This is a genomic window from Enterococcus sp. ZJ1622 (genome assembly GCF_011038845.1).
Taxonomy (GTDB): domain Bacteria; phylum Bacillota; class Bacilli; order Lactobacillales; family Enterococcaceae; genus Enterococcus_B.
The window spans coordinates 78,827-100,335 of the sequence record NZ_JAAKDW010000002.1 but is presented as its reverse complement, the minus strand read 5'-3'; the positions used below and the strand labels follow the sequence as shown (position 1 = coordinate 100,335).

Here is a 21,509-nt window from a genome sequence, read left to right as displayed (position 1 = left end):
GTTACAATAAGTCTAATTTTGGATTGGAGGAATCATTATGCAACAACTTATCGGGATTGCTGGGAATCAGCTGCTCGCTGCGACAGAAACTTTTCAAGGGAATCAGGTGACCTATACTCCGCAAGGGTTTGTCGATGCTGTTCGTCAGTCAAATGGCTTGCCACTTGTTTTTCCTGTATTAGCGCCAGCAGATGCCCCTCGTTTGATCCAGCAGATCGACAAGCTGATCCTAGCTGGTGGACAAGACGTCAGTCCGCAGTTGTATCAGGAAGATCCGCATCCCAAACTGCAGGCGACAAATATCGATCGGGACTTGTTTGAACAGGCATTGATCGTAGAAGCCATCAAGCAGCACAAACCGATCCTAGCTGTCTGTCGAGGACTGCAATTAGTGAATGTCGTGCTTGGCGGCTCGCTTTATCAAGATCTTTCCTTATATCCAAAGTGGACGGTAAAACATGATCAGCAACCCACTGCTCCTCAGTTTCCTACACATGAGATCACTATTTCTTCTGATAGTTTACTCCATTCATTCTTGCCCTCTTCTTATTTTGTCAATTCCTATCATCATCAGGGGATCAAGAAGCTAGCTCCTTCCTTAACAGCCGTCGCTTATTCGAATGACGGCATCATCGAAGCAGTTGAAAGCACGGATAAAAATAACAAAATCATCGGCGTCCAGTGGCATCCGGAATTGACCCATAGTGTGAACCCGCTTGATCAGCAGTTGTTTGATTATTTTGTGGGGGAATTTTAAAGAAGAGGTTGTGAAAAAGCTGTTCTGCATCAAGTAGTAAGAACAAACAGATAAAAACAGCTCCTCATGTTTTTCATCTGTTTGGACTTAGTGCCGCAGATGCAAGCTTTTGAACACCGTGTATGAGGTTGTGACAACTGCGTTTTGACCTGAGTATTAGAGAGAAAAAATGTAAAATAGCTCCCCATATTTTGCATTTTTATGAGCTAATATCGAAGGTCAGCAGATGGAACACCGTGAATCAGAGGTTGTGAGCCCGCCGTTTAACTCTGAGGCACAAGGAACAATTTCAAAAAACAGTTTCTCATGTTTGATGAATATTGTGACTTGTGCCCGAGGAGTTGGCAGGAGAACACCGTTTATCGAGAGGTTGTGAAAGCAACGCTTTGACCTGAACGAATATTGATGGGCAGCTACTTCGACGTTCCCTTACTTATTGTATACCATTATATGCCAGCAGACGCTTCAGCTGATCGATCTGTTGCTGAAGCTCTGCTCCTTTTGTCGTATCTCTGTTCAATTTTCTCGGCAACTGCTGATCGATGACTTTTTTTACGTAAGCCTGATCGCTTTTTCGTTCGAATTGCTGTTCGATCGCAAGAAACGGGTAATGTGTCACGATCTGAAAGCCGTACGAATTACATAATAAGGAATAACCGGCGATTCCTGTCGTTTTCTGGTAAGCTTTGGAAAGACCGCCATCAATGACAAAAACGGTACCATTTGCTTTGATCGGCGACTCTCCTTTTTTTACTTTCACCGGCGTATGTCCATTGATGATCGCAGAACCTAGCTCATTTGAACCAAATTCTTCCAAGACTTTTTTACTGAACCATTCCTCGTTACGAAGCTTATAATACGGATTGCTTCTTTCGACATGAGTCTCTTTGTCTGCCAGAAAGTATCGTTCGAAAGTCGCCATCTTGCTCTTTCCAAATAAAGGAGAAAATGGACCGCTCCATGCGTACCAGATCAGGTCAGTCGCCAGATCTTCTTTTGCGGATAGATCTTTCGCACTTTCACGGATCTGATCTTCAAAAAATTCCAGCAAACTTTTTCCAGAATAGGCCTGATCCAATGAAAAACTCAAAAATTCCCCTTGTGGACTGACTGGGATACAGCCATGGAACAAGACATGCTGATTGTTTTTCAAATACATCGAACCTTTATCCAATAAAAATTCGATATGTTTTTGCATCCGCGGCGAATGTTGGAAAGAATACATCAAGCTATCAATGACTTTTCTTTCTTCTTCTGTCAATTGTGATGGGTCATCCGGCTGGATCGTCTGGAAACAGGCACCTTGCAAAGGATAGACTTCTCCATCTAGTTCGATCGTCAACTGATCGTAATCAATTTGATCGAACAGTTGACGATCTGCCATTTCAAACTCAGGACGTCGATCAAGCAGCTGTTCTTCGCTCTTGAATTGCAAGATAGCGAGTGCCTGGTGGATCTTTTCGAGTTCCTCTCGCTCTCTTTGTGTCAGTCCATCGCTATTTTTCGGCGTAAAGAAAGGGTTCTCATCATAATTTTGATAAGCAAAGGAAAACAGCGGACGCAAGTTCAACCCGTATTCTTTCTCTAATTCGAATAAATAATTATATCTGGCCGCAATCCTCAGCAGTGTCAGCAGGCAGGCTTCCGATCCGCAATAAGCCCCAATCCATAAAATATCATGGTTGCCCCACTGGATATCCACTGATGAGAACTCGATCAGACGATCCATGACCTTTGCGGCTTGAGTCCCTCGATCAAAAATATCCCCTACGACATGTAAATGATCGATCACTGTTTTTTGGATCGCATAAGCGAGTTTCGTCAGGAATTTTTCTTCTTCTTTCATCAAGATCAGCTGATCAAGGATTTTTTTCACATAATCTTTTTTCCCGTTTATCCGATCATCGATATACAGCAGTTCTTCAATGATGTAGCTGTATTCAGCTGGCAATCCTTTACGTACCTTCGATCGAGTATATTTGACTGAAGTAAAGCGTAGCAGATCGATCAGCTGCTGAATAAGCAGGGATTTGTCTTGTTCTTCGTACCAGCTTGTCGTCAGTGTGAATTCAGGGTAAGCAACGAAAATCGTCAATTGATTGATTTCCTGATCTGTCAGCTGACTGCCGAACAAATCTTTGACTTTTTCTTTCAGATTCCCTGAACCGATCCGCAAAATATGATCGAAAGAAGGGAATTCGCCATGGATATCACTCAAAAACAATTCAGTCCCTTTCGGAAGCTGCAAAATCGCTTCAAGATTGATGATTTCCGTGATGACTTCTTCTGTTGTCGAAAATTTTTCTGACAGTAAATCCAAATATCGGTCCATTCAAACGCCTCCAGAAATTGGTATACTTCATATTATAGATTTATTGTCTTTCGATTTCAACGCATAACTTTCCAATATATCATTTCCACCCTTTATTGGTCTATACAAAAAAGGTGTGACCGAAGTGAGCAGCTTAAAGAAATCTCAGTTTATTTTCGAAGAACCTTCTTCTGGAACACCGTTTATTCGAAAAAAAAGCTGCGACAAGTCTTTTGTCACAGCTCCCAATATTCGAGTTGTACGATCGCTAAAAACAGGAAAGACCGTTTTTTCGATCAAGCTTTTTTTCGTTCATTTCTCATGATAGAGATGGATTGTTTCAAGGAGGTCCATAAGCCGCCTTCGCTGTATACAAGAACATTTGATTTATACATATTTGCTGACAGCAACATCAAGACGAACGTCACTGCAACTAACAAGATAAGAGAAATCAAAGCACCACCCATCCCGACAGTTTCATTTGCCAAACGAACCGGCATGATATAAGAAGAGAGGAACGGGATATATGATGTTACCCGAATCACGATATTGTTCGGATCAGATGCACCTAAGATCAACCCCAGCATATATCCGCCTAGGGAAAGGTAGGTTACTGGCAAGATTGCTTTTGCTGTGTCTTCTGCTTTGTTGACAAGAGAGCCACATAAGGCAGCAAGGACAGAAAAGATCAAGATACCGAAAAACATGAACAAGAGTGAATACCACAAGAAAGGCCCGATGATCATATCCATTGAGATACCGTCCAAGATATTTTTGACGAAATCCATATTCCTGAACTGGCTATAGCCCACGCCGAAAATCACCCCATATAAAGCCATCTGTGTGACTGCGACCAATAAGACACCTGTCAATTTCCCGTAAAAATGTTTCTGTGCTGTCGTACTCGACAGAATCACTTCCATGATTCGTGTGCCTTTTTCAGAAGCGATTTCCTGTGCGATGATCTGTGCATAGGTCAGGATAATGATGAATAAAATAATCGTTGCTACATAACTCACGACATATTGCACTGTAGAATTGTCTTCACCGATCACCATTTTACCGTCATTATTGAAGCTGATCTTTTGTCTGGTCAAACCAGCAGGCTGGCTCAGACTGGCTACTTCTTCAGGAGAAACGCCCATTTTGCTTGCACGAATCATCGACTGCAGTCCTGTCAGCTGCTGCTGGATCAGAAGCTGTGTGCTTTGCCCTAAAGAGTTCTCACTGTACATCGTTCCCTTCACTTCATCGTTTTCAACTGAGACGACCATGTACGCATCGATTTTCTCATCGGAAAGTTCTTTTTGCGCACTTTTTTCAGAGTCTGATTTCTGGAATTCAAATTCTTTTGTCTTGACTTGTGTAAGCTGCCGGGAAATTTCATCGTTATCTGAAATAACGCCGATTTTGTTTACTTCACTGTTTTGCTGTGCAAAGTTCCCCGCGATATAAAGAATACCCATCATGATAAAGGGAACTAAGATCATGATCAGAAAGGAGATCGATTTGACATTTTTCAAATAGACATCTTTCGTGATGATCCAAAACTTACGCATGCGCTTCACCTGCTTTCAGCTTGAAGATCTCTTCTAGAGTCGGCGGCTGCTGGTTGAACATCGGGATATAACCGAACTGCGTTGCTCGAGTAAAGATCTCTTTCCCAGCATCTGGATCTTCCAATGTGATTTCTAACGTGTTGTCTTCACGGACAGATACTGCTTTGACTCCATCGATCCCAGCTACTTCTTCCCGGGTCAAACCGGATTCCAGAAACAGTTTCGTCCGGCCAAATGATTCACGGATCTCATGGACTTTTCCGTTTAAGACCATTTTCCCGTTGTTCAGCATGATCAGATGATCACAGATTTTTTCTACGTTATCCATGTTATGGCTGGAGAAAATCACACAGGATCCCTGTTCTTTCAATTCCAGAATACCGTCTTTCAGCAATTCGGCATTTACCGGGTCCAACCCGCTGAATGGTTCATCGAGGATGATCAGCTTCGGTTCATGGATCAGTGTAGCGATCAGCTGGACTTTCTGCTGGTTCCCTTTGGACAAGGATTTCACTTTGTCTGTTTTCTTACCTTTGACTTGGAATTTATCCATCCAGAAATCGATCTTCGGTTCGATTTCTTTTCTTGATTTGCCTCTAAGTTCGGCAAAATACAGTAGTTGATCCTGGATCGTCACTTTTGGATAAAGTCCTCGCTCTTCCGGTAAATAACCGATGATATCGTAATCTTTTTCTCCTAATCGATGACCGTTCCATAAGACTTCTCCCTGATCTTGCGTCAAAAAATCCAAAATCAGACGAAAAGTCGTCGTCTTCCCCGCCCCATTTTGTCCGATCAGACCCATGATCTTGCCATCTGGGATCTGAAAAGACACATGATCAACAGCGGTATAGTTTCCAAATGTCTTAACCAAATCATGTACTTCTAACATTACTTCACTCCTGTCTCTGCGCACCGAAAATAAATCGGATACATTTCAATAATAAAAAAAACGGGAACTCCATTGATCAACCCATCGATGCCCGCTTGTTTTTTCTGGATATAAAAAAATGATAGGACACTTTACATGGTTTGTAAAGTGCCCTTTTTTATTTCTGGTGTAATTGGTCGAAAACATTTTGTGCCACGTTCTTCGGTAAACCGATCGCGTGCAGTTCTTCGATCGTAGCTGCGGTGATGTTTTTCAATGATTTGAATTCTTTCAGTAGCAGTTTTTTTCGTTTTGGTCCCAGTCCTTCGATCTCATCCAAACGAGAAGCAAAGCTGTTTTTGCTTCGCAACTGCCGATGGAAAGTGATGGCGAATCGATGGACTTCATCTTGGACACGCTGTAGCAGGAAAAACTCTGGAGAATTCCGTTCGAGAGGAATAACCGCAAGTTCATTGCCAAATAACAACTCATTTGTTTTGTGTTTGTCATTTTTCGCCATACCAGCTACTGGGATATCGATGCCTAGCTGATTTTCCAGCACATCTTTTGCTACATCGACTTGTCCCTTTCCTCCATCGATCAAGATCAGATCAGGCAATGGCAATCCTTCCCGAATGACTCTTGAATACCTGCGATAGATCACTTCTCGCATCGAAGCATAGTCGTCTGGTCCAGTGACTGTTTTGATTTTATATTTTCGGTATTCTTTTTTTGCCGGCTTTCCGTCAATAAATACGACCATAGCAGCAACAGGATTAGTCCCCATGATATTCGAGTTATCGAAGGATTCGATACGCACGGGGGTCGGGATATTCATCGCATTGCCTAAACGTTCAACCGCTCCGATCGTCCGTTCTTGTTTTCTGGCGATCAAGTCAAAACGTTCATTCAGGGCAACTGTGGCGTTTTTATTCGCCAGCTCTACCAGTTTCTTCTTCTCGCCTCGTTTTGGCTGCAATACTTTTGTATCGAGCAAGACTTCGACACTTGGCTTGTCGATCGTATCTGGGATCAAGACTTCTTTGGGAATGAAATGCTCATTTTCTTGATAGAACTGACCGATGTACGTCAAAAAGTCTTCTTCTGCTTCATTATAAAAAGGAAACATGGAGACATCTCGCTCGATTAATTTTCCTTGTCTTACAAAAAACACTTGGACACACATCCAGCCTTTGTCGATCGAATAACCGAATACGTCCCGATCCAGCAGATCTGTACTAGTCATTTTTTGACGTGTCATGATCGTTTCGATGGCTCTGATCTGGTCTCGGTATTCTGCCGCTTTTTCAAATTCCATGTTTTCTGCCGCTGTGACCATTTTCTGATGGATCTCAGACTCGATTTTTTCATGGCCGCCATTCAAAAAACTTTTGACTTCCTCAACGATCTTCGTATAGACCTCCGGATCGACATCAAAGTAATAAGGGCAAAGGCACTGTCCTAAATGATAATACAAACAAGGTTCTTTCGTTTGGCTTGGTTTGCATTTGCGTAGCGGGAACAATCGGTCGAGGATTTTTTTTGTTTCATTCGCTGCGCCCACATCTGGATAAGGACCAAAATAAGTTGCTTTATCTTTCAATACTTTTCGTGTGATGACTAAACGCGGATATTTCTCATTCGTGATTTTAAGAAAAGGATACGTTTTGTCATCCTTCAACATGATGTTATATTTAGGATCGTTTTTCTTGATCAAATTGATTTCTAACAATAAAGCCTCGATATTCGACTCTGTGACGATATATTCAAAGTCTTCGATCTCGCTGACTAAACGTTCGGTTTTCGTATTGTGGCTCCCTGTAAAATAGGAGCGCACCCGGTTCTTCAATACTTTGGCCTTGCCGACATAGATGATCGTCCCATTCTTGTCTTTCATCAAATAGCAGCCAGGCTGATCAGGAAGTAAAGCTAATTTGTTTTTGATACGTTCATTCATCGGATACTCCCCTTCTCGTTTCAAGTATAGTTATTATAGCATGCTTGTCAAAAAAACAGTGTGTCTTATTCCTTTGTTTTTATAGGGATCAGATAAGACCATAACATAAAAATCTTCGCAAAAAAACCGAGACATCAACCTTTCGATTCATGTCTCAGCTTTATTTGGTCCTATTGACTTTTATAAGTATTGATCGATCATTTGGCGTAATTGTTCTTTTGAATGAACGCCAACTGCTTTTTCAACTACTTGTCCGTCTTTTTTCAATAGAAGAGTCGGGATACTCATGATTCCGAATTGTTGTGGTGTTGCTGGATTTTCATCTACATCCATTTTTGCAATTCTGAATTCATCTTCATCATATTCTTGTTCTAATTGATCCAAGATAGGTGCTTGCATGCGACAAGGACCACACCAAGTTGCCCAAAAGTCGATCAACACTAGTCCTTTATCTGTTTCTTCGTTAAATGTCTTGTCTGTAACTACTTGTGACATACCAAAGACCTCCATTTTTTATAGTCTACAGTGAGTATAGCATGTTTGCTGAAAACAGACGAATCATCTGCTTACATTTAGTAAGTTTTATTTAAATTTCACGATCGTTGCGCCATTTCCTCCTTGATTTGCCGGAGCAAATTCAAAGCTTTTCACGCTTCGATGATTTTTGAGGAACTCTGTGATTCCTTTACGCAAAGCGCCGGTTCCTTTTCCGTGAACGATCGTTACTTGAGGATAACCTGCTAAGATAGCGGAATCAAGATACTGGTCCACCTCATTGAGTGCTTCTTCATATCGTTTCCCTCTGAGATCAAGCTGATTCGGCACATGACTGCTTGATTCTGAGCGTACTGCATGGATAGCGCGCTGCTTCGGTTCTTTTTGCGGCGCAACAGGTGTCAATTCGTCTTCTGACACATTCATTTTCAGGATACCGATCTCCACTTGCCACTGATCGCCATTTTTACGCAGCAGAGTCCCGCGTTGTCCATACGTCGTCACTAGCACTTCGTCGCCTGGTTTCAATGTCTTTTGTTCTTTTGCTTTTTTCAGTACTTTGTTTTTCTTCAGCTTTTCTTCTTGATGGAGATTCGACAGTTGTGTTTTCGCATCGATCAGCTGATGTTCTTTGACGTTGCCTTGTCCGATCTGCTGCTGCATTTTACGGATATCAGCAATGATTTTTTCTGCTTTTTCTTCTGCTTCTGTCACTACTTGGTTCGCTTGTTTTTTGGCTTTATCCAGTTCTTTTTCACGTTCTTCGAAGAAATAGCTGTACGCTTCTTTCAAGTTGTCATAAAGCTGCTGCGCTTCATCTACGTAATGACGCATTTCCAGATATTCTGTCTCTGCCATTTTCCTGCGGTTTTCCAAGTCTGTGATCATTTCATTCAGATCCTGGCTTTCGTCATTCATCAGCTGTTTCGCTGCGTCAATCACTTCTTTTGCCAATCCCAAACGACTAGAGATCTCAAATGCGTTGCTTCGTCCAGGCACACCGATCAGCAAATGATACGTCGGACTCAATGTATCCACGTCAAATTCCATACTTGCATTGATCGTGTTTGCCCGATTATACCCATAGACTTTGAGTTCAGGATAATGAGTCGTTGCCATCACGTAAGCAGATTTCTTGCCGAGATCATCTAAGATCGCGATTGCTAAGGCTGCACCTTCTTGCGGGTCTGTGCCGGCTCCCAGTTCATCAAACAATACTAAGCTCTTTTCATTTACTCTTTCTAAAATATCGACTGTATTTGTCATATGGGAAGAAAAGGTCGATAAACTTTGCTCAATCGACTGTTCGTCCCCGATATCAGCAAATATTTCTTCGAACACACCGATACGGCTTTCTTCCTCAGCTGGGATAGGCAACCCTGCTTGCCCCATCAGCTGCAATAGTCCTAATGTTTTCAAAGTGATCGTTTTCCCACCTGTGTTAGGCCCTGTGATAACGATCGCCTGGTAATTTTCTCCGATCGTGATGTCATTCGGTACGACTTTTTCCTGATCGATCAGTGGATGTCTTGCCTGTTTCAGTACTACATGGTTTTCTTCACTGATTTGCGGAACGATCGCTTTCAATTCTTTCCCGAATCGAGCTTTCGCATTCATCAAGTCCATCTTACCGATGACGTACGCATTATGGATGATTTCTTTGCGATGCGGTACAAGTTCAGCCGATAATTCGCTCAAGATTCGCTGGATCTCATTTCGCTCAGCGATTTGATACTGTCGCAGACGATTATTCAAATCAACGACTTGTTTCGGTTCGACAAACAAGGTCTGTCCGGAAGCACTCTGATCATGAACGACACCACCGAATACGCCTCGATATTCTTGCTTGACAGGAATGACATACCGATCATTTCGCATCGTGATGATCGCATCACTTAGATATTTTGCATTTTTCCCACGAACGATGCCATCTAACTGTTCTCTGACTGCCTGTTCACTGCGACGGATATTCTGGCGGATCATCTTCAATTCCGAAGAAGCATCATCTGTTACTCGTCCATCATCATCGATTGCTTCTTTCAGACGACGACTCAAAAGCGGGATCGTCACTAGCTGCTCAGCCCACAGATAGAGTCGAGCAAATTCGATTTCGCTATCTGACAGATCGTCAATGAAACGATGCAGTTCACTTGTCGTGGACAATACTCGAGATACTTGAGCGAGCTCTACCCCATTAAGGTCAGCGCCGATCTCGATACGTTTCATATGCGGACGGATATTTTCCAGTTTCGGGATAGGGATACCACCACGCAAGCGCTGGACTTTCAACCCATCTTCTGTTTCCTGGAGCCAGTTTGTCATCGTCTGGCTTTCACTCACAGGTATCAGTTTCGCCAGTTCTTCATTTCCCTGTGCAGTCACGATAAACTGGCGGACCATTTGTTTCACTTTTTCAAATTCCAATGTTTCAAGGATTCGGTTATTCACTTTATCACCTTATCTTTCACTATAAAAAGAGGGCTGTGCCAATAACGAGACGCAGCACCTTTTTCACTAAACGGCTTATTTATCACTAATTCAATACTTTCGTTACCCACAGATCATAGATTTTATCCGTCAATATCGGTGTATTTTCTACCATAAAACGTGCCAAGCTGTTGCCGCTGAACTGATTTTGGATCCCTTCTATCGGAACGAAGGACAATAACCGCAGGATCAAAAACAAAGTCACATAAGCAACGATCAAAGATAGCAAACCTCCTGCTATCCAATCAGCTTGTTTCAGTATCGGGAGATATGTCAATCCGTGGACAAAGATCCCTACAAAGCGAGTCAACAGCCAGCCTATCACCAGAATTATCAAGAAAGCTGTTCCTGCATAAAAAGCTTCATCCAATCGAAACGAAAATGCCTGATCGAAAAAAACTAGCTTTGAATTCGGCGTGACTGCCGGGTAAGGAATATATAATTCCAGATGACTGGCCAATGGTTTATAAAAATACTGCGCAGCGAGAAACGACAGGAAGTAGCCGATCGTATAGACTACTTGCAACGCGAATCCTCGACGTGCCCCGGAAAAAAACGCAATCAGCAAAATAAATAAAATCAACAGACTCAGCATGCCATGTTCCTTTCTCTTCCATGTAACTGTAACTAAAATCACTTGATAACAAGCACAGATCTGCTATTGCGAAGCCTTTTGCTTGATCTGGCCTTTTCTTTTCTCATTCAGAATCTGCTGTGCTTCCACATGATTCTTGATTTCATGATCGGTTTGACCATTTTCTTTTAATACTTCACGTGCTTCGTTTTCGATTGCTTCGATCCGTTTTATCCGATTTTCCATTTCGGTGAATTTGATCATTTTTTTCTTCAGCTTGGCTGTTTCTTCCTCAAGCTCCAGAATTCTTTCTTGTTTCTTCAATTGATCCGAGAGCGCATTAACGGCCATCAGGATCGCTGCTTGTTCGTTGTCGATTTGAGGCGACAATTGTTTCAATTCAGCGAGCTGGTCATTGATCAGTTTCGTCACAATGTCCATATGATGCTTCGTTTCGCGTCCGATAATCGTATATGTCTGGTTGGCAATTACTGCTTTGTAGCGTGTTTTTTCGTGCGCCATACGAATCATTTCCCTCCTCTTGATAAAATTCTTATATAGTGTACCATGAAGTCGGTTATTTCTCAGCTATACACAAATTTTCTTTTCACATACTTAACTATTATATGATAAACTTTGGAAAAATGCTATGTCTCACGTTCTTCTTCCTGCATCTTCTTGTCACCTGATGCTTTGGATCGTGAACCATCAGCCATCCGTTTGTTTCTAAACGAAAAATGAAGGAGCACGCCATGAGCAACGTAATCATCAAAACTTCAAAACAGCAAATCGAAAAAATGAAAGAAGCGTATCAGCGTTTTTTATTACCCAAAAAAATCCCTTATACAATCTTTGCAGCTAAAAAAAACGGTACGACGATCACTGCCTATACTTCAGGAAAAGTGATGTTTCAAGGCGCGAATGCGCAAGCAGAAGCAAACCGTTGGGGAGAAGCACAGGCCACTCCTGCTAAAGCGAAAAAGGCACCCTCCTCTCTTCCAGCTCACCTTGAGCAGCTTTCTGTCTTAGGCAGCGACGAGGTAGGAAACGGCAGTTATTTCGGCCCTTTGACGGTGTGCGCAGCTTATGTCGATCGAACACAATTAGCTCAACTGCAGCGTATGGGCGTTCGAGATTCGAAGGAACTGAAAGATTCGCAGATCATCCAGCTGGCGAAGATTTTAAAAGAGACGATCCCTTATCAGTTGTTAGTCCTGTCTCCGAAAAAATACAATGAGATCCAGCCGACATATAATGCGGTCCGAATGAAAGTCGCATTGCACAATCAGGCGATCCATCTGCTTTTGCAGAAAATCGCTCCGACAAAACCAGAAGCGATTCTGATCGACCAATTCACGCCAGAAGCAAATTTTAAAAAATACGTTCAGTCAGAGAAAAACCAGATCAAAGAAAAACTTTATTTTGTCACAAAAGGCGAGCAGTATCATCTAGCCGTTGCAGCAGCATCCATCATCAGTCGTGCTAGCTTCTTAGAAGAACTGGCTCGTGCTTCTGAAGAGCTGGGTCTCACCCTTCCTTCTGGTGCCGGGACAGCATCCGATCAAGTGGCTGCTGAGATTCTGAGAAAAGGCGGGATGCCTCTGCTAGGCAACTATGCTAAACTGCATTTTGCGAATACAAAAAAAGCACTGGCGATCACCCAAAAATAAAAAGCAAACGCTGGAAGAGCACTTCCTCTCTAGCGTTTGCTTTTTATTTGAAATAGTCCGTCAGCGCACGCGTCAAACTATCAGCGATTTGCTGCTGATACGTATCCGAGGTCAGTTCGGACAAGTCTTCGTCATTATTCATGTACCCCATCTCCACTAAGACAGAAGGCTGCAGATTCTCCCTCAGTACTTGGTAATTCCCCGTTTCTACGCCTCTTGATTCTAATGGTAGATCAGAAAAGGAATTTGCGATCGACTGCGCTAGGGACTTCTCTTCCCCATAATAGTAATAGGTCGTGATTCCTGTGGCTTCATTTGCATATTCAGTGGAATCTGCGTGTAAACTGATAAAGACATCTGCTTGTTTTTTTTCGCTATACGTACAAATATCTGCTAAAGGTACAAGCTCGTCAGCAGTATGCGTCAGATAAACGGTCGCACCAGCCTTTTCCAGTTCTGCCTTCACTTTTTTCGCAGTACTTAACGTGATTGTTTTTTCTTCTGTCTGCTCATCATTACTCAAAGCGCCTGTATCGCTTCCGCCATGTCCCGGGTCAAGAACGATCACTGCGTCTGACAAATCAGACGGTGCTTCTTGTATCGTTTTCGTTACCTCCGTCCCATCATCGGTGGACAGATATCCTGTATAGCCGTCATTTGTTCTAACTTGATACGCTTCAGCCGTTTTTGACAAGTATTCCGTCAATTCACCGCCATTTACGGTTGCTAAGGGGGTCGTGAAAGAAGCATCTGTATATAGAGTCCGATCTCCTTTTCCTACCTTGATGAACGTTTCTGTTTCAGGTGTACTTGTCGCCGTGTCATTCGTTGACTCACTTGTCACTTTCGCATGGTCAGCTGTCTGTTCTGCTGTTGTCGTCTGCTCGAATAATCCAATCTTAAAACATGCCAACAATACTAAAGCAGCACATGCTCCTGCCATCATCCATTTCTTCATTCTGCTTCACCTCGCTCAAACAGGGTAATCGTGTAAGCTTAAAAACAGCTTAAGGAGAGGTTGTGAAAAAGCGGTTTTATGCCCTGCTTCAAGCAGCAAGAAATGTTTTTGTCTATAGATAAAGCACAAAGGGCCATGACAAACTGCCACTGCCCTTTGCGCTTTATTTTCAGCTTTAGCTGATCAATTCCCACGGTCCCCATTCTTCTGTTCCTGGGATATTTCCTTGCGTCCACCATTTTGCCCGGTAGTTGTTTCCTTGATACGTCACGATATCACCGGCTGAGTAAGCTTTTTCCGGATTCCATTCTTCATAGATAGGGGTTGGATCTTCACTTTGTGTTTTCACGACTAATGGTACACTTTGTTCAGACACATTCCCTGTTGCATCAAAAGCTTTAATAGTATAGGTGTATTCCGTATTGGTGGTCAGTCCGGTATCTGTAAATTGATTACGTGGCGTTTGCCCTACACGCTGCCCATCACGATAAATGTAATACCCTGCTACTTGATGATTATCTGTTGACGGTGTCCAGTCAAAAGTGACTTGGGTTCCTTGGATATCCACAGCTTTCAGACCTTTTGGTACAGAAGGCGGTTGGGTATCAGAAGGATCTGGCACTAGTTTTTGACCGTAAATCAGCTGATGATTGATTTCAGTACCTTCTGTCCCAATCCTTTGTGACATTTCGATCGACTGGATACGATCGATGTTCGCGTCAGAAGCGCTAGTTCTCAACCTGAATTCATAAGTCATTCCCGGCTTAAGTAGTTTGCCGTCATAGACAGAGGAAAGATCGACGATAGTATAACCATTTTCTGTAGTGACTGTGCCTGCTTTATAATCTCCTGCACTAAGACTTTCTTCTGCATGGACTGGAATATAAAACTTAGGGAGTTTCACTGTTTTTTGCGAAAACTCTACCGCGCTCAATACATCGTTAGGCTCTTCAAGTCTCTCATTATTTTTAATAACGATGTCATACCCATTGGCCCCATACTGAGAATAAGTGGAAATCGCTACATCGATGTCGAGTGCTGAAGTGACGATCTCGTGTTCAGGAAGTTTCGACTCGCCGAACAATCCTGATTTGATTGCATTCGTCAGTTCATCTCTCTTGCTGGAAGTTGTCTCTTTGTCTTGTGATTGCATCCATGAGATGATGCCGCCTAGTTCATGCTCTTTCACATATTCAGCTTTGTAACTAACTGATTTCACGTTATCATAGGTAAAGAATTCACCTGTCGTTTCGCTATACATATATGGTGCTTTTGCAGTGTCGTCCCAGTACTCCTTCAGACCAGCTGTCTTGTCGATCAAATCTGAAATATCTCTGTATGGCCAAACACCTCCAGCTCTTCCACCATCTCCAAGTTTAAGAGAGGTCTTGTTCTTTGCGCCATATGAAGGTGTTTGATCGGCGTCCTGATTGGTTCTTTCAGCTTTTTGATAAAGACCAGGTAATTTTTCATTGTTACCTTTAGCAACTTCATGCCACCCGCGCGTATAAAAAGCAGCGCCGATGACGATCTTTTCTGAGGCTGCGCCATTGTCTTGTAAAAATCGAACGGTTTGATTAACTGATAATCCTTCCTCGTAATTGGGGTCTGCCGGATTCCCGTATAAAGCCGTATGGTGAGCACTATTCGCTCCCCATGCCCCGTTCAGATCATAGGTCATGATATTTGCAAAATCTACGATATCAAATAGTTTTGGGATATCGATGCCGGCATTCAATTTTCCTTGAGAAGATGGAAGAGCGACGGACAGTTCATAAGTTTTCCCAAGTTCTTCGCCTTGTCTATCGAGAGATTCACGCATTTCTTGTAACAGAGTAATATAATTTTCTTTATCTTCAGGTTTCGCATCTGGTGTGCCTTCGTCATTGACATTGTCCACCATGTCCGGTTGTCGGACATCTGCTGGATATTCCCAATCGACATCGACGAAATCCATATTGGTATACTTGATGAATTTCATCACATTCTCAACAAAGTGTTTCCGTTTCGCCGGATTAGCAGCAACTTCTGAAAAGTCGCCCGATTTCGACCAGCCACCTAACGAGACACCGATTTTCAAATTGGGATTTTTGCCTCGCAGATCTTGGATGGCATTCAAAATCCCCGCGCTAGGCGTATCCCATTCTACGCCAGGCTGATTTAGTGACGCTCCTACAGCGGCACTTTTATCTGTAAATTGCAAGTCACCTTGACTGTCAAAATCCAAGAATGCAAAATTCAAATGAGTCAATTGGTCAGCAGGGATATCTTTTGGATAAAAGTTTCCTTCGCCTCCCCATATCGACCAGTCGCCATAATACATGACATTTCGATAACTCTTGGCTTCTGCTGTTTGCTTCGCTTCTTCCGCGTGTACCATCTCTTTATGTCCGAATGTCGGCGATGCCATAGACATCACTGAAGAAAATAACATTGCAGCTAACCCTATTTTTTTCATTTTTTCCACAGTATAAATCCTCCTCTTGTATACTTAGTCGTGCTAAATAGGAACATTATTCGTAAATCTGTTGAATCTTCCCACCAAATAAATATTTTTTGTTATTATACTGCACCTCCTAACCATCCTAAAAAACACCTAAACCAAAAAACAAAGCGCAACATTCAACTTTTTATAAACTTATCATAACATTACATCACAACCTAAAGCAAACGCTTTCTTTTTATTGTTTGTGTTATTTAAAAAACAAAAGAATCGGTTATCCATGAGATGGATGATTTTCTTTTTCTCTAACAAGTTCTTCCTGATACAAGCGAAAAATAACAAAGCATATTTTTATGACAACATAAAAAAGCAGCAAGACAAGGTATTACCTCTCTTACTGCTTTTTTAAGATACTGCTATTACGCCAATACGCCATTCAGGTACAGATCAATCAATCGAGCGACATCCAATGGTTCTTCCACCGGCTTATCTGATTTCGTGATGTAAGGTGCCAGGATCAGGAAAAAATGTCGTGCGGCTAGTTCTTTCGAAACGCTTGATCTGAGTACTGCTTGATTTTTTGAGAAGACTTCTTCAAAAGGTTCCCGATAGTTTTTCTTCCATAAATAAAATAGCCGATTTCTTGTCTCTTTTGAAATATTGCTCGCAAGATCATGAAGCATCAAGAATAGATCGACAAGATGTGTTTCGATCAAAAATTCAGCCATTTTTGTCAATATTTCTTGAAAATCTGTTTGTTTTGATTGGCTAGTCTGGACGATTGCCCGCAGATTGTTTCCCACATCAGTCAGATGATCCTCCAAGACAGCCGCATATAGTTTTTCCTTGTCTCCATAATAATGATAGAGATTCGGCTGGGTGATTCCTGCATTTTTTGCGATTTCTCTTGTGGATGTGCCAAGATACCCTTTTGACATGAATAGCTGATTGGCTTCCTTTAAAATCTTTTGCTGCGTATCTTTATTGTATCGATGGACCATTTTTCCACCTGCTTTTTCAATTGGATTCTTTTTCTTTCAATACACCATCTTCCATCATAAATATTTTGTCGCATTTGTCAATCAGTCGTGTATCATGCGTGACCATGATGATCGCCTTGTTCTTTTCTTTGGATTCTTTTGCCAAGATATCTACGACTTCCCTTGCCTTTTCTGAATCCAGACTCGCTGTCGGTTCATCTGCTAAAATAATGGACGGATCATTATAGAGCGCTCGTGCGATAGCTACTCGCTGGCGTTCTCCGCCAGATAGCTCTTCCGGATACTTATTGATTAAGTCTGCTACACCTAGTTGCTCGAATAATTCCTTTGCTTCTTTTTGACGGTTTTCATGCTTGACTTTATCGACTAATGCCAGCTGTTTTTTCACTGTAAGGAACGGCACGAGATTGGACGCTTGTAAAATAAAGCCGATTTCTTTAAAGCGCAATTTCACCCGCTCACTTTCTTTTTGATTGCTGAACTCCTGATCATTGATAAATACAGAACCTTCGCTTGGCGTCTGCAAGCCTCCAGCTAAAGTCAAGAAAGTACTTTTCCCCGATCCTGAAGGTCCGATGATCGCAACGAACTCACCTTTATCGATGCTCATCGTGGTCTTTTTCAATGCCTGGACGATTTGATCCCCATCTTGGAAACTTTTTTCTACTTCTTTGAATTCAATTGCTTTCATATTCTTCTCCTTTCTAACCGATTGCCTTCAATGGATCGATTTTCACGATCGTACGGACTGAAAATAATGCGCCTAAGATGGCCACTACGAGCATCAGTAAACTGATGACACCGAAAAACAGCCAGTTGCTTTGGAATGGGACAGCATCTGGTAATACGAGAGACGTGCCGACTGTTCCCAACAATCCCAACAGGATCCCAACAAAGGACAAAATGAATGTTTGAGCGACAACCGAACGGGCGATGAATCCGCCTGTGATCCCCTGTGCTTTCATCACACCAAAAATATTGATCTTTTGCATCGTCAATACGTAAATGAAAATCCCAATCACGATTGCCGCAATGACAATCAAAAAGCCGATCATGAAACCAAAAGTCAATACTTGGGCATTGTATCCAGGAAGCTCATTGATAAATTTAGAGATCTTGATTTGTTCTAGGTCGTCAGGCAGCTGATCGATTTTCCCTCTGACAACGATTGCGTTGATCCTAGCATTCTCACTTGAATCCTCTTTTTCAAAACGGATTTGCTGGTACGCATCAATCGTTGTGTATAAAACCGGTGAGACATTGAATTTTGCGTTATCTGTAAATCCTGTCAGCTTGAAGGTTTTCTCACTTCCTGACAATTTGACAGTGTCGCCGATTTTCAATCCGTATTCTTCTTTCAAACTGATATCCCCTACTGCCTCATCATCAGAAGAAAACGTTTTTCCTTCCACAAGGTTCGGCATGATAAATTGATCTTTGTCGATTCCGAAGAAGCTGACATTGATCTTTCCTTCTTTGCTGTCTTTACTGGTCACTACACCAGGTGTCTGGGCAAGATAGGCGATTTTGTCTGCTTTTACTTCTTCTGCTGTTTTTTTAGTGATCATGGACATCCCCAGATTGGAATTGGCATCTTTTGACAGAATGATCGAATCTGCCTCCCACTTATCGACAGCTGTCCGGTTATCCTGTGCTAAGCCGTACGCCAGCCCTGTCAGAAAGAACACCAGATAAGCGATCAAAAACATCACTCCTGCAACTAACGCGTATCGTAATTTAGAATGTAAAATCTCATTTAATGCTAAAAACATCGAACTCCTCCTCATAAAATTTATCAGTTGATAAGTTAAGTTTATCACTCGATAAATTTTAAGTAGAGGATTATGCTCAAAAAAACCACCTTCTCCTATTCATTTTATTATGAATAGGAGAAGATGATCTTCGCTTAGTCTTTATTTATTCGATTTAATCCATGCTTTTTTCTCATTTATGGAAACAAGTGAATCAGCTGATCAATTCCCATGGTCCCCATTGTTCTGTTCCTGGGATATTGCCTTGTGTCCACCATTTTGCTCGGTAGTTTTTCCCTTGGTAAGTAACCATGTCTCCGGCCCAGTATGCTTTATTAGGATCCCACGCTTCATAAGCTGGAGGAGTATCTTCATTTAATGTTGTCACGACAAGCGGTGCGCTTGCAGCGGATACATTTCCTGATGCATCGAACGCTTCCACTGTATAAGTATAACGTGTGTTAGTGTTTAAATTAGTGTCTGTAAACGTGTTGCTTGTCGTTTGACCGACACGTTGTCCATTACGATAGACATAATAACCGGCAACTTGGACATTGTCAGTTGAGCGAGTCCAGTTGACTGTCACTTTCGTCCCTTCAACTAAAGTTGCTTGTAGATTCGTTGGAACTGAAGGGGCTTCCTTGTCAGAAGGATCTGGTTTTGTATCTGCCTCATAAATGACTGTCGGGTAAAGATCAGCGCCACTCGTACCGATTCTTTGTACTAGATTCACATTTTGAATGCGGCTGACATCTGCCTGTGCAGCATTTGTTCTCAGTCTAAAGGTATAAGAACGGCCTTGAGTAATATCATGTGCCGCCTCAACATCACTTAAGTCGACAACTACATGTCCTCCTGATGTCGTTACTCTACCAGCATTTGCATTTCCTGCTGTCAAAGTCTCCGAAGCATTCACTGGAATATACAGTTTTGGAAACTTGATTGTTTCTTGTGCTCTTTCGACTCTGCTCAGTACTGCGTCGAATTCATCGGCACGTTCGTTGTTGCGGATCGTAATCTCATATCCTGTGCTTCCTGCTTGTGAATAAGTGTTCACATCTGCACTGATTGCTAAATCAGGGCTGACGATCGTATGCTCAGGAAGTTTTTCATTTCCGAACAAGCCTTTGTTGATTGCTTTTGTCAAAGTATCTCGAGTGGTACCAGTCGATGGACGGTCTTGAGACTGCATCCATGAGATCACACCACCTAAATCCTGCTCTTTGACATATTCGGTTTTGTATCCGATTGAACGTTCGTTATCATAAGTAAAGAATTCCCCAGTTGATTCACTATACATGTATGGAGCTTTGGCTGTATCGTCCCAGTATTCTTTGAGTCCAGGAAACTTTTCCTTTAATTTATCATGTTCTCTGAATGCCCAGACTCCACTGGCTCTACCTTGGTCTCCTGCTGTTAATTTGATACTGTTTGGCGCGCCGTAAGATGGCGTTCCATCTGCATCTTGATTGTTTTGTTCTGCTTTCTGGAATAATCCCGGCAACGCTGGGTTGTCCCCTTTCGCTACTTGATTCCATCCACGACTATAAAAGGCTGCTCCGATAACGATCTTCTCAGATGATGCCCCTTGGTCACGCAAATAGCTGACCGCTTGATCCACTGATAGTCCTTCATCGTAATTCGGATCAGCAGGATTTCCATAGAGACCTGAATGATGCCCGCTTTGAGAGGCCCAAGCACCTGTCAGATCGTAGGTCATGATATTCGCAAAGTCAACGATATCGAACAATTTCGGAATATCGATTCCAGAATCCAAACGTCCTCGTGATGCAGGCAGCGCTACAGACAATTCATATTCTTTCCCTAATTCTTCACCTTGTTTGTCAATCGCTTCACGTATTTCGTTTAGGAGAATAATATAGTTCTCTTTGTCTTCAGGCATTGCGTGCGGCGTTCCTTCATCATTTTTATTATCGATAAGGTCAGGTTCACGCACATCTGCAGGATATTCCCAGTCAACATCAACGAAATCCATATTCGTGTATTTGATGAATTTCGCAATGTTTTCTACAAAATTCTTACGTTTTGCCGGATCAGCAGCTACTACAGAAAAGTCACCGGATTTTGACCATCCGCCAAGAGAGACCCCGATTTTCAAGTTCGGGTTTTTTGCACGAAGATCTTGGAAGGCATTTAGAAGACCAGCACTTATTTTTTTATTTGTCCCAGGCATCCCTACTTCCAATTCTGTGGCAGCTTGAGGATCGGTAAATTGAAGATTTCCGTTGCTGTCGAAATCAAGGAAGGCAAAGTTCAAATGTGTCAAGTTTTCCTCAGCGATCCCTGATGGATGAAAATTATCTTGTCCTCCCCAGACAGACCAGTCACCATAGTACATGACATTTCGATATCCTTTTGCTTGTGTGGTCTCTTTTGTTTCTTGTGTATGTGCAGAAGTTCGCTGTACTAAAGAAGTGCTCGCGATCGAAAAGACAGAAGAAAATAACATTGCTCCTAGACCTAGTTTACTTATTGTTTTCATTTTAAACTCCTCGGTATATGTATTTTTTATTCCACACTAGATTAATCTCCTATTTTCCCATCCGAATTATTAAAAAAATAATATTCCAGATAACAATTCACCTCCAAAAATAAAATATAAATCTCTCCCAATATCCCTATGTATTACTATGTATTTGCATTAAACTAGCGGG

16 protein-coding genes are annotated in these 21,509 nt (G+C 42.2%); 2 read left to right on the top strand and 14 right to left on the bottom strand.

The window, feature by feature from the left end:
• Window positions 1-37 precede the first annotated feature (37 nt).
• Entirely contained in the window at window positions 38-757 is a 720-nt protein-coding gene (locus tag G7Y42_RS02240; protein ID WP_165003722.1) for a gamma-glutamyl-gamma-aminobutyrate hydrolase family protein, read from the top strand.
• Between the two features lie 433 nt (window positions 758-1,190).
• Here the strand turns inward: G7Y42_RS02240 and G7Y42_RS02235 are convergent, their stop codons facing one another.
• The 8 genes from G7Y42_RS02235 to zapA all read right to left on the bottom strand — a co-directional run bounded on the left by G7Y42_RS02235 (window position 1,191) and on the right by zapA (window position 11,533).
• Entirely contained in the window at window positions 1,191-3,089 is a 1,899-nt protein-coding gene (locus G7Y42_RS02235) for a fructose-1,6-bisphosphatase (protein ID WP_165003724.1), read from the bottom strand.
• Between the two features lie 275 nt (window positions 3,090-3,364).
• Window positions 3,365-4,627 carry an ABC transporter permease gene (locus G7Y42_RS02230; protein WP_165003726.1) on the bottom strand — a complete coding sequence of 421 codons (1,263 nt, stop codon included), beginning with the start codon at window positions 4,625-4,627 and terminating at the stop codon, window positions 3,365-3,367.
• A complete protein-coding gene (locus G7Y42_RS02225; RefSeq protein WP_165003728.1) occupies window positions 4,620-5,519 on the bottom strand; it encodes an ABC transporter ATP-binding protein in 900 nt (299 codons plus the stop codon). Before G7Y42_RS02225 ends, G7Y42_RS02230 begins: the two co-directional genes overlap by 8 nt.
• A 157-nt stretch (window positions 5,520-5,676) precedes the next feature.
• Window positions 5,677-7,455, bottom strand: a complete 1,779-nt coding sequence (gene uvrC / locus G7Y42_RS02220) for an excinuclease ABC subunit UvrC (RefSeq protein WP_165003730.1) — start codon at window positions 7,453-7,455, stop codon at window positions 5,677-5,679.
• A 180-nt stretch (window positions 7,456-7,635) separates the two neighbouring features.
• Entirely contained in the window at window positions 7,636-7,950 is a 315-nt protein-coding gene (trxA, locus tag G7Y42_RS02215; protein ID WP_165003732.1) for a thioredoxin, read from the bottom strand.
• Window positions 7,951-8,037: 87 nt separating this feature from the next.
• Window positions 8,038-10,398 (bottom strand): endonuclease MutS2, encoded by a 2,361-nt coding sequence (locus tag G7Y42_RS02210; RefSeq protein WP_165003734.1) that lies wholly within the window; start codon window positions 10,396-10,398, stop codon window positions 8,038-8,040.
• 85 nt (window positions 10,399-10,483) lie between these two features.
• A complete protein-coding gene (locus tag G7Y42_RS02205; protein ID WP_165003736.1) occupies window positions 10,484-11,032 on the bottom strand; it encodes a CvpA family protein in 549 nt (182 codons plus the stop codon).
• Window positions 11,033-11,095: 63 nt separating this feature from the next.
• Complete coding sequence (gene zapA / locus G7Y42_RS02200; protein ID WP_165003942.1) at window positions 11,096-11,533, bottom strand: cell division protein ZapA; 438 nt, start codon at window positions 11,531-11,533, stop codon at window positions 11,096-11,098.
• Window positions 11,534-11,763: 230 nt separating this feature from the next.
• Between zapA and rnhC the strand changes: the two genes are divergently transcribed.
• The gene (gene rnhC / locus G7Y42_RS02195; RefSeq protein WP_165003738.1) at window positions 11,764-12,681 is read left to right on the top strand and encodes a ribonuclease HIII; all 918 of its coding nucleotides are present in this window, start codon (window positions 11,764-11,766) and stop codon (window positions 12,679-12,681) included.
• Between the two features lie 43 nt (window positions 12,682-12,724).
• On the opposite strand, the gene G7Y42_RS02190 is transcribed toward rnhC, so the two are convergent.
• The 6 genes from G7Y42_RS02190 to G7Y42_RS02165 all read right to left on the bottom strand — a co-directional run bounded on the left by G7Y42_RS02190 (window position 12,725) and on the right by G7Y42_RS02165 (window position 21,337).
• A complete protein-coding gene (locus G7Y42_RS02190) occupies window positions 12,725-13,639 on the bottom strand; it encodes an N-acetylmuramoyl-L-alanine amidase (RefSeq protein ID WP_165003740.1) in 915 nt (304 codons plus the stop codon).
• A gap of 175 nt (window positions 13,640-13,814) precedes the next feature.
• The gene (locus G7Y42_RS02185; protein WP_165003743.1) at window positions 13,815-16,106 is read right to left on the bottom strand and encodes a glycosyl hydrolase family 18 protein; all 2,292 of its coding nucleotides are present in this window, start codon (window positions 16,104-16,106) and stop codon (window positions 13,815-13,817) included.
• Between the two features lie 395 nt (window positions 16,107-16,501).
• Entirely contained in the window at window positions 16,502-17,083 is a 582-nt protein-coding gene (locus G7Y42_RS02180; RefSeq protein ID WP_165003745.1) for a TetR/AcrR family transcriptional regulator, read from the bottom strand.
• A gap of 16 nt (window positions 17,084-17,099) precedes the next feature.
• Window positions 17,100-17,774 (bottom strand): ABC transporter ATP-binding protein, encoded by a 675-nt coding sequence (locus G7Y42_RS02175; protein WP_165003747.1) that lies wholly within the window; start codon window positions 17,772-17,774, stop codon window positions 17,100-17,102.
• A 13-nt stretch (window positions 17,775-17,787) separates the two neighbouring features.
• On the bottom strand, window positions 17,788-18,855 hold the full coding sequence (locus G7Y42_RS02170) for an ABC transporter permease (protein WP_165003749.1): 1,068 nt from the start codon (window positions 18,853-18,855) through the stop codon (window positions 17,788-17,790).
• A gap of 193 nt (window positions 18,856-19,048) precedes the next feature.
• Entirely contained in the window at window positions 19,049-21,337 is a 2,289-nt protein-coding gene (locus G7Y42_RS02165) for a glycosyl hydrolase family 18 protein (RefSeq protein ID WP_165003751.1), read from the bottom strand.
• Between the last annotated feature and the right edge of the window lie 172 nt (window positions 21,338-21,509).

What these genes read in the sequence shown, in the direction of transcription:
- G7Y42_RS02240 (WP_165003722.1), top strand. Translation starts at nt 38, where the DNA reads ATGCAACAACTTATCGGGATTGCTGGGAATCAGCTGCTCGCTGCGACA.
- G7Y42_RS02235 (WP_165003724.1), bottom strand. Translation starts at nt 3,089, where the DNA reads ATGGACCGATATTTGGATTTACTGTCAGAAAAATTTTCGACAACAGAA.
- G7Y42_RS02230 (WP_165003726.1), bottom strand. Translation starts at nt 4,627, where the DNA reads ATGCGTAAGTTTTGGATCATCACGAAAGATGTCTATTTGAAAAATGTC.
- G7Y42_RS02225 (WP_165003728.1), bottom strand. Translation starts at nt 5,519, where the DNA reads ATGTTAGAAGTACATGATTTGGTTAAGACATTTGGAAACTATACCGCT.
- uvrC (WP_165003730.1), bottom strand. Translation starts at nt 7,455, where the DNA reads ATGAATGAACGTATCAAAAACAAATTAGCTTTACTTCCTGATCAGCCT.
- trxA (WP_165003732.1), bottom strand. Translation starts at nt 7,950, where the DNA reads ATGTCACAAGTAGTTACAGACAAGACATTTAACGAAGAAACAGATAAA.
- G7Y42_RS02205 (WP_165003736.1), bottom strand. Translation starts at nt 11,032, where the DNA reads ATGCTGAGTCTGTTGATTTTATTTATTTTGCTGATTGCGTTTTTTTCC.
- zapA (WP_165003942.1), bottom strand. Translation starts at nt 11,533, where the DNA reads ATGGCGCACGAAAAAACACGCTACAAAGCAGTAATTGCCAACCAGACA.
- rnhC (WP_165003738.1), top strand. Translation starts at nt 11,764, where the DNA reads ATGAGCAACGTAATCATCAAAACTTCAAAACAGCAAATCGAAAAAATG.
- G7Y42_RS02190 (WP_165003740.1), bottom strand. Translation starts at nt 13,639, where the DNA reads ATGAAGAAATGGATGATGGCAGGAGCATGTGCTGCTTTAGTATTGTTG.
- G7Y42_RS02180 (WP_165003745.1), bottom strand. Translation starts at nt 17,083, where the DNA reads ATGGTCCATCGATACAATAAAGATACGCAGCAAAAGATTTTAAAGGAA.
- G7Y42_RS02175 (WP_165003747.1), bottom strand. Translation starts at nt 17,774, where the DNA reads ATGAAAGCAATTGAATTCAAAGAAGTAGAAAAAAGTTTCCAAGATGGG.
- G7Y42_RS02170 (WP_165003749.1), bottom strand. Translation starts at nt 18,855, where the DNA reads ATGTTTTTAGCATTAAATGAGATTTTACATTCTAAATTACGATACGCG.
- G7Y42_RS02165 (WP_165003751.1), bottom strand. Translation starts at nt 21,337, where the DNA reads ATGAAAACAATAAGTAAACTAGGTCTAGGAGCAATGTTATTTTCTTCT.